The organism is Nonomuraea sp. NPDC001684, from assembly GCF_053596515.1.
In genome coordinates this window covers 1-8,777 of record NZ_JBSFGJ010000392.1, presented here as the reverse complement: position 1 = coordinate 8,777, position 8,777 = coordinate 1, and the positions used below count along the sequence as shown (strand labels likewise).

Annotated in this window: 8 protein-coding genes; 3 read left to right on the top strand and 5 right to left on the bottom strand. The window is 73.7% G+C overall.

Annotated features, from left to right (window positions below):
- Positions 1-1,825, top strand: a 1,825-nt coding sequence (locus ACWCSD_RS40925) for a trypsin-like serine peptidase (protein WP_449922970.1), incomplete at its 5' end; no start/stop codon positions are given.
- Positions 1,826-2,084: 259 nt separating this feature from the next.
- A complete protein-coding gene (locus tag ACWCSD_RS40920; protein ID WP_449922967.1) occupies positions 2,085-3,137 on the top strand; it encodes a Glu/Leu/Phe/Val dehydrogenase dimerization domain-containing protein in 1,053 nt (350 codons plus the stop codon).
- Between the two features lie 294 nt (positions 3,138-3,431).
- On the opposite strand, the gene ACWCSD_RS40915 is transcribed toward ACWCSD_RS40920, so the two are convergent.
- Positions 3,432-4,076 (bottom strand): TetR/AcrR family transcriptional regulator, encoded by a 645-nt coding sequence (locus tag ACWCSD_RS40915; RefSeq protein WP_449922964.1) that lies wholly within the window; start codon positions 4,074-4,076, stop codon positions 3,432-3,434.
- A gap of 250 nt (positions 4,077-4,326) precedes the next feature.
- Between ACWCSD_RS40915 and ACWCSD_RS40910 the strand changes: the two genes are divergently transcribed.
- The gene (locus tag ACWCSD_RS40910; protein ID WP_397157713.1) at positions 4,327-4,710 is read left to right on the top strand and encodes a VOC family protein; all 384 of its coding nucleotides are present in this window, start codon (positions 4,327-4,329) and stop codon (positions 4,708-4,710) included.
- An 11-nt stretch (positions 4,711-4,721) separates the two neighbouring features.
- On the opposite strand, the gene ACWCSD_RS40905 is transcribed toward ACWCSD_RS40910, so the two are convergent.
- The 4 genes from ACWCSD_RS40905 to ACWCSD_RS40890 form a co-directional block, all read right to left on the bottom strand.
- Entirely contained in the window at positions 4,722-5,510 is a 789-nt protein-coding gene (locus ACWCSD_RS40905) for an alpha/beta fold hydrolase (protein ID WP_449922960.1), read from the bottom strand.
- Between the two features lie 186 nt (positions 5,511-5,696).
- Positions 5,697-6,353, bottom strand: coding sequence for a response regulator transcription factor (locus ACWCSD_RS40900; RefSeq protein WP_358297483.1), 657 nt, complete (start codon positions 6,351-6,353; stop codon positions 5,697-5,699).
- The gene (locus ACWCSD_RS40895; protein WP_397157709.1) at positions 6,350-7,501 is read right to left on the bottom strand and encodes a sensor histidine kinase; all 1,152 of its coding nucleotides are present in this window, start codon (positions 7,499-7,501) and stop codon (positions 6,350-6,352) included. Before ACWCSD_RS40895 ends, ACWCSD_RS40900 begins: the two co-directional genes overlap by 4 nt.
- 212 nt (positions 7,502-7,713) lie before the next feature.
- The gene (locus ACWCSD_RS40890; RefSeq protein WP_449922957.1) at positions 7,714-8,535 is read right to left on the bottom strand and encodes an SDR family NAD(P)-dependent oxidoreductase; all 822 of its coding nucleotides are present in this window, start codon (positions 8,533-8,535) and stop codon (positions 7,714-7,716) included.
- Positions 8,536-8,777 lie beyond the last annotated feature (242 nt).

Here is an 8,777-nt window from a genome sequence, read left to right as displayed (position 1 = left end):
GTTGATCGCCGCGCTGGCCGTCGTCGCGCCGGCGACCCCGGCCCCCGCCCTCGCGCAGGCCCCCGCCGCCGCACCCCTGCACGCGCAGCTCGACAGCCGGGTCTCCCCGGCCGGCGAGGAGGTGCTCGCCGACCTGTCCCTGTCCTACGGCGCCGCCGGACGGAGCTGGAGCACGCGCGTCACCCGGCCCGGCTCCCGGTACGTCAAGGTGCACTTCGCCGCGCTCACCCTCGTGCCCGGCGACTACGTCACCGTCGCCTCGCCGGACGGCCGCGAGACCCACACCTACTACGGCGACCCCACCCGCGGGCGCTACCCGACCGGCTCCGGGTACACGCTGCACGGCGTCCCAGGCTTCGCCGCGCTCTCCGTGGACGGCGACACGGCGGTGGTCACCCTGCACGCGTCCGGGCCGCGCAACGCCGTCCGGCTGGCCCGGCAGGGCTTCGGCGTGCGCATCGACCGGTACTTCCGCGGCTACACCACCCAGGAGGCCGCGGCCCTGACGCCGCGGACGTTCAGCGTCTGCGGCACCGACGCGCGGCGGGACGTGGTCTGCTACAAGGACAGCAACCCCACCGAGTACGCCCGCAGCCGCGCCGTGGCCCGCCAGCTGCTCAACGGCCTCGGCTACTGCACGGCCTGGCGGGTCGGCAACACCAACCGCATGCTGACCAACCACCACTGCATGGAGAGCGCCGCCGACCTGAGCGCCAGCGAGTTCCAGTTCGACTACGACTGCGCCACCTGCGGCGGCGACAACCCGGGCGCCGGGACGAAGGTCGGCGGCGGCCAGTTCCTGAAGACCAGCGCACTCGAAGCGCTCGACTACACGCTCTTCAGCGTCGCCGACTTCGCCGCGATCCAGCAGTTCGGCACCCTGTACCTCGATCCGCGTCCCCCGGTGGCGGGCGAGCGCATCTACATCCCCGGCCACGGCGACACCCTGCCCAAGCGCCTGTCCCTGTACGAGGACACGCAGGGCGGCGCGGCCTGCAAGATCGACGTGGTGTCGTCGGGCGTCAACACCGGCTACCGCTGCGACACCTCCGGCGGCAACTCCGGCTCCCCGGTGATCGCCGCCTCCAGCCACAAGGTGATCGCGCTGCACCACCTCGGCGGCTGCCCCAACTGGGGGACGCGCATCACCGAGGTGTACAACGAGATCTCCGGCATGATCGACAACACCCCGCCGAACGGCGGCGGCGACGACTTCGCGATCTCGCTCTCGCCCACGAGCGGCGGCGTCACGCCGGGCGGGTCGACCACGAGCACCATCTCCACCGCCGTCACGCGCGGCGGGCCCCAGCAGATGCAGTTCGCCGCCGCGGGGCTGCCGGCGGGGGCCGCCGCGACGTTCGCGCCGCCCACCGTCCAGTCGGGCGGCACGTCCGTCATGACGATCTCCACCACCGCGCAGACGCCCGGCGGCATGTACGTGATCACGGTCACCGCCACCGGCCCCGCCGCCACCCACACGCTCACCTTCGCCCTGTCCGTGGCCGCCGCGGGCGGCTGCTCCGGCTACGAGACCACCAAGTCCGGGACGCTGGCCGCCGGGGCGGAGCAGTACCAGCCCGACGGCGGGTATCTGCAGACCACGGTCACCGGCCCGCACCAGGCGTGCCTGGACGGCCCGTCCGGCGCCGACTTCGACCTGTACCTGCAGCGCTGGAACGGGTCGACGTGGGCGACGGTCGCGCAGAGCGCCGGGTCGGGAGCCGACGAGACGCTCACCTACACCGGCGCGGCCGGTTACTACCGCTACCGGGTGCACTCCTACTCCGGCACCGGTCCGTACACCTTGGGATACAACGCTCCCTGACCCTGGACAGTCGTCCGGGCTTCCCGGCCAGGGTGAGCCACGGCCAGGGGGCCCGGCGCTGGAGTGCGTTCCGGGCGGCCATTCCGGTCGAGGCCGACTCATGGACAGGCTTTCCGGCCAGGGCTGAGCCATGGCCAAGGGCCCGGGCGCTGGAGTGCGTTCCGGGCGGCCATTCCGATCGACGGTGACCCATGGACAGGCGGCCGGGCGGCGCGGAGATTGGGCGGCAGGCACGGTTCGCACGGACGCGGGAGCGCGGATGAGGATCATGGAACTCGTCTCGGTGGACGGCTGCATCGCCTTCGACCTGGACTGCCCGGTCAGCGCGGGCGGCACCCGGCTGGCGCCGGACGTCACCCGCGAGGAGGCGGGGCTGCTGGCGCGGGCGATGACGTACAAGCTGGCCGTGCTCGGCGAGCGGATCGGCGGGGCCAAGGCGGTGCTCCGGGCCTCGCCGGCCGACCGGGCGGGCACGGTGGCGCGCTTCTGCCGGGAGGTCGCGCCGCTGGTCGAGAAGGGCACCTTCCACACCTCCTCGGACCTGGGCACGCGGACGCAGGACTTCGCGCCGCTGCCCGGGTACCGGGCCGACTCGATCATGCACGGGGAGGCCGGCGGCGAGCTGGTGGACACCGTCGTCACCGGGCTGGGCGTGGTCGTGGCCGCCGCGACGGCGCTCGGCGGCCTGGCCGGGCGGACGCTGGCGGTCGAGGGCTTCGGCAAGGTGGGCAGCGCCGTCGTGCGCGAGGCGGCGCGGCGCGGCGCGCGCCTGGTCGCCCTGTCCACCCTGCACGGATGCGTCAGCGACCCCGCCGGCCTGGACGTCGCGGCCCTGGAGGAACTGCGCGCCGAGCACGGCGACGCCTGCGTGACCCGGCTCAGCCTCCCCGTGCTGCCACCCGAGGCGTTGTACGAGGTGCCCGCCGACGTGCTGGTTCCCGGGGCGCGGACCGGCACCCTGTCGGCGCGGCGGGCGGCGACGGTGCGGGCCGGCCTGGTCGCGCCGGCCGCGAACGTGCCCTACACCGCCCGGGGGCTGCGGACGCTGGGGGAGCGGGGCGTGGTGACGCTGGCGGACTTCGTCTGCGGCGCGGGCGCCACGATCGGCTACCTCGCCGAACGGGCGGGAACGGTCTCCACCGCGGACGAGGTCGGCCACCTGGTCGAGAACCGCGTCGCGGAGATCACCGCCGCCGCCCTGTCCCATGCCGAGGGCCCGTACGCCGGCGCCTGCACCCTGGCCAAAGCCTTCCTGACGACCTGGCACCTCCCACCCACCCCACCGCTGGCCCCCGACCCGGAGGACTCCTGACACTGGGACGACTCCTGACGCTGGGACGACTCCTGAGCGGCCAGCGGCTCCTGAGCGGGCGGCCCCTAAGTGGGTGGCGGATTCTGGGGGCCGCCCACGAGGCTCGGGCCAGCTCTGACCTTGGCGGCGCCGCCCAGGACTCTGGCGGCCGATCAGTTCCCGTCCGGCCCGCCACTGGCTCATCCAGCGGCTCCTGAGGCTGAGGCAGCCATTGAGCCTCGGCCCGTTCTGAGCCTAGACGGCTCCTGAGACCAGGGGCGGCCTCCTGGGAGTGGGGAGGCGGCCTTCTGAGGCTCAGGCGGGGGCGTAGTTGGAGAGGGCGGGTTCTAGGAGGTCGAAGGCGCGGGTGGCGTCGGGGGCGATCGTGTCGGCGATGCGGTCGTTGGGCAGGCCCGCCAGGGTGAGCTCGTGGATGCGCTGGAACAGCACCCGGTGCACGGTTCCCAGCAGCCCGGCGGCGGTCTGGACGGTGATGTCGTCTGCCGTCGTGCCGATGGCGTCGGCGAGGGCCCGGGCGAGGTGCTGTTCGCGCTGGTCGTGCAGGCCGCGCAGGCAGGACGTCAGGGTGGGGCTGTCGGCGATCATGCGGGCGAACTCCGGTCCGGAGAACCCCGCCACCGGGTCCTGGGCCACGACGGAGGCCAGGAAGGCACGTCGTAGAGCGGACAGGGCCGATTCGCCGGGACCGCGGGCGGCGACGGCGTCGGCCAGGGCGGACGTGAACGCCTCCTGATGGTCGAAGGCCAGGTCCTCCTTGCGCGGGAAGTAGTTGGTGACCGTCTTCTTGGCGATGCGGGCGGCGGTGGCGATCTCGGCGATGGTGGTCTGCTCGAACCCTTGGGCGATGAACAGCCTGGTGGCGTGGTCGGAGATGAGCTGCCGGGTCTCCTGCTTCTTGGATTCGCGGAGGCCGGGTGCGGGCGAGGTCTCGTGAGCCATGAAGGAATCTTACCCTCGTCGTATTTTTACGTTGACACCCCTCGAAGCCTCGGACTATATTTACGTCCGTCGTAAGTTTGCGACCGACGAACGAAAAGGAGAACCTGCTTGGAACCCAAGCTCTTCCCGGCTGTAGCTTTCAAGATCGACCTCGGGGCGTCGGAGGGCCGCGAACGCAAGTCACAGCACTCTTCCCTCCCGGGCGGCGGAGTCCGCAGACCGTCCGTTCTCATCTCTCATGGAGACCTTCTTGCAGATCACCACGTCCACCGTCTCGCTCACCGTTGACGACGTCGCCGCCTCCCAGGCGTTCTTCACCGAACACCTGGGCTACACCGTCCGGGTTGCCGCGGACGGGTTCGCCTCGCTCACCCGCGCCGACGCGATGGACATCGTGCTGCTCGCCCGCGGCATCGAGGTCCTGCCGCCGGAGCAGCGCGACCAGCACGCCTCCGGTCTCATCCTGGCCTTCACCCTGGACGGCGGCCTGGACGGGCAGGAGAAGCTGCTGCGTGACGCGGGCGTCGAGATCACCATGCCGCTGCGCGAGGAGCCCTGGGGTGAGCGCCTGTTCCAGGTGACCGACCCCAACGGGATCGTCATCCAGTTCGTCGAGTGGGTGGCTCCCGCCTGACCGGGGCCGCCTCAGCCGGTCTCGCGGGCCTGGCCGTCGAGGAAGTCCGCCACGAGCGCCGCGAACTCCGCCGCCTGGTGCTCCAGCGGGATCACGCCGCCCTTGACCACGGCCTGAGTGCTGTGGGGAAGGGCGGCGGCCAGGCGTTCGAGCTCGGGGAAGGCGAAGGGGTCGTCGGTGGCTCCGACGACCAGCACCGGACAGCGGACCAGCCCGACCCGCTCCTCCATCCGGTACGCGGCCACCGCCTCGTGCCCGCGCTCCACCTCCGGCAGGACCGTCAGCGCGTCGCGGACGAAACGGCTTAACAGGGGCCACGGGTAGTAGGGGGCCCGCCGGCTCCACAACTCGCCCAGATGGGAGCCGTCGGACTGCTCGCGCACGGCGTCGATGGAGGGATGGCCCGCACGACGCCGCCGCCCGTCGGGGTCGACCATCGGCGTGGACGACAGCACCAGGGCGGTGACGCGGTCGGGTGCGCGCGCCGCCGTCTCGACCGCGATGACGCCGCCCGTGTGGTGCCCGGCCACGGCGGCTCGCGGCAGGCCGAGGGCGTCCATCAGGGCTAACACGCCGGCGGCGTAGGTCTCGATCGAGTGCTCGGGCGGGCGGGCGGAGTTGCCGAAGCCGAGCGTGTCCATGGCGATGGCTCGCCGGGTGCGGCCGAGCAGGGGGAGCACCTCGCGGTATTCGTCCCATGAGCGGGGGGTCTGGTGCAGCAGGAGCACCGGCTCGCCCGTGCCGCACGAGGCGTGGTGGATCTGGCCGAACGGGGTGTCGGCATAGCCGAATCTGATCACGGCGTCTCCTCCTGCCTGCTCACCAGGGGCGGACCGGCCCCCGTCGCGCGGACGATCACCGCCAGGGTGCGCCCCCGGCCGCCCTCACGCCCTCACGATCGCAGACGGAACCCCGCCGCGCATCAGCCCCTGGTCTGACCTTGCACCCCCGCCGGTGAAGATCACCGGCGAGCGCCGGACGACCCGCTACCCGATCCGGTACCCCACGCCCGGCCGGGTGCTGATCACCGGCGGTTCGCCCAGCTTGCGGCGCAGGCGGCCGACGGTGACGGTCACGGTGTTGGTGAACGGGTCGGCGTGCTCGTCCCAGACCTGTTCGAGCAGGGCCTCGGTGCTCAGGAAGCCGGGCGACGCGCGCAGCAGCGCCTCCAGCACGGCGAACTCCTTGACCGACAGCTCCAGCGGACGGCCGTCCCGGGTGACGGTGTGCCGCAGCGGGTCGAGCTCGATCCCGGCCCCGCGCAACGTGCGCGGCCGGGCGCCGGGGCGGCGGCGCGCCAGCGCCCTCACCCGCAGCACCAGCTCCGGGAAGTGGAAGGGCTTGGCCAGGTAGTCGTCGGCGCCCAGGGTCAGCCCGCTCACCCGGTCGCCGGGCGAGCCGGCCGCGGTCAGCATCAGGACCATGGGGCGTTCGTCCTGGTCGGTGAGCATCTGGCAGAGGGTGTCGCCGTGGATGCCCGGCAGGTCGCGGTCGAGCAGCACCACGTCGTAGGGGGCGAGGTCGAGCTTGGCCGCCGCCTCCAGGCCGTCGTGGGCGACGTCGACGGCCATGCCCTGGTCGCGCAGGCCCTCGGCGAGCACGGCGGCCAGCGCCCGCGCGTCCTCCACCACCAGCACCCTCATGCCGGCAGCCGCACGGTGGCGCGCAGCCCGCCCTCGGGGCGGGCCGCGAGGTCGAGGGCGCCGCCGTGCGCCTGCGCGACGGCCGCGACGATCGACAGGCCGAGCCCCGAGCCGTCCGCCGACCCGGTGCGGTCCGCGCCGAGCCGCTGGAACGGCCGCGCCAGCCGCGCCACCTGTCCGGGGTCGAGCCGGTCCCCGCCGGACTCCACGACCAGGCGTGCCCACCGGCCGTCGGCCGCGGCCTCGACCCTGATCCAGCCGCCGTCCTGGTTGTGGACGATCGCGTTGTCGACGAGGTTGTGCACCATACGCGTGACCAGCGCGACGCTGCCCCGCGTCCGCACTCCCTCAGCGACGCCCTCGTCGTCCAGGGTGAGGCGCCGGGCCGCGAGGTCGGCGGCGCGGGCGTCCAGGGTGTGCCGCACCAGGTCGCCGAGCGTGATCGCGGCGGCGTCGGGCAGGCTGCCGTGCTGGGCGCGGGCCAGCGCGAGCAGGCCCTCCAGGAGCCGGTCGACCTGGTCGAGGTCGGTGCGCAGCCGGTCGGCCAGTGCCAGCGTCTGGGCCGGTACGGGCTCCGGCTTCGCCACGGCCACGTCCAGCCGCGCCCGCATGGTGGCCAGCGGGGTGCGCAGCTCGTGCGAGGCGTCGGCGACGAACCGGCGCTGCGCGGCGAAGGCGTCCTCCAGACGGGCGAGCAGCCCGTCGATGGTGTCGGCCAGGTCCTTGACCTCGTCGGCCGGGCCCGGCACGGCCAGGCGTTCGTGCAGGTTGTCGGCGGAGATGCGGCGGGTGGCGGCGGTGATCGTGCGCAGCGGGCGCAGCACCCGGCCCGCGACCACCCGGCCGAGCACGATCGACACCACGGCCATGACGGCCAGCGCGAGCACCGACCCCGCCAGGAGCTGACGCGACTGCGTGGCGTGCACGTCGGCGAGCTGGGCCTGGAGCAGGGCGATGTATTCCTCGGCGGCGGCCGGGGCCGGCCGGCCGCCGGGCCGGCCCGGCACCGGCACGGTCCGCGACAGCGGCATGCCGACGAGGTTGACCAGGACCAGCAGGCCCGCGCCGGAGGCAAGGAACAGCCCGCCGTACAGGAGGGTGAAGCGCAGCCGGACCGTACGTGCGGGCAGCCTGGGGCGTGGCGGCATCTGTCTCCTTCCGGGGACTCCAGGATGCCGCCACCGACCTAACACCGGCATGACGGGGTCGGCCCTCCGCCGCCCACCACTCACGCCCACGGCCGTGAGACCGGTCAGGGCCGTGGGACCGGTCAGGGCCGTGGGACCGGTCAGGGCCGTGGGACCGCCCACGGCCGTGAGACCGGTCAGGGCCGTGGGACCGGTCAGGGCCGTGGGACCGGTCAGGCGAGCTCGACGAGCGCTTGGCTGCGCTCCCACAGGCGGCGTGCCAGGCCGGGGTCGTCCGCCAGGCGGTGGACGGCCGAAGGGCGGCGCTTCTCGTAGTGGCCGCCGGGGGCCCAGTCGGCGCCCGGCCGCGAGGTGGCCAGCCAGACCAGGGTGTCGGCGCCCTGCTCCGGCGTGAGCAGGAACCGCTTCAGCGGCGTGTGGTAGAGCAGCCGCGCCGCGCTGTCGCCGCCGCCGGAGAAGTTGGTGGCCACCACGCCGGGATGGAAGGAGGCCGCGGCCAGGCCGTCCGCGCCGTGGCGGCGCTGGAGCTCGCGGGTGAACAGGATGTTGGCCAGCTTGGAGTTGGCGTACGCCCGGCTGCCCGAGTAGCGGCGCACCGCGTCGAGGTCGTCGAGGTCGAGCCGGGCGCGGGTGTTGATCAGGCTGGACGTCGTGACGACCGTGCCGCCGGCGGCCAGCAGCCGGGGCAGCAGCAGCGTGGTCAGCAGGAACGGCGCCAGGTGGTTGATCTGGAAGGTCGCCTCGTGGCCGTCGGGCGTGGTGGTGCGCGAGCCCATGATGGCCCCGGCGTTGTTGACCAGCACGTCGATGGCCGGGTGGCGGTCGAGCAGGGTGGCCGCCAGATCGCGTACCTCTGACAGGCGCGCGAAGTCGGCCACGTGGTGGTCGGCCGCGAGCTCCTTCGCCAGCGCCGCGGTCTTCCCGGCCGACCGGCCGACGAGGACGACCTCGTCGCCCCGCTGTCGCAGGGCGCGTGCCGCGGCACGGCCGATGCCGTCGCTGGCGCCGGTCAGGACGATGGTCTTTCCCGCCATGGGCCCGATCCTTCCGCATCCGGCCACCACCATAGATCGCGGGGCAGCGCACCCGCCACGCCGGGGCGGCCCGTGGCCGCGCGTGAGGCGAGGGGGCCCCGCTGTCAAGGGCCACGCGGTGAAGGGCCCGCAGTCAGGGATGGGGGGCGCGGTCAGTGGTCGGTGGTGTGGAAGCGGGCGGCCGGGGCGTCGCCGAGGGCGGCGTCGAGGCGGGCGCGCATGTCGGCGCTCAGGTCCGGCAG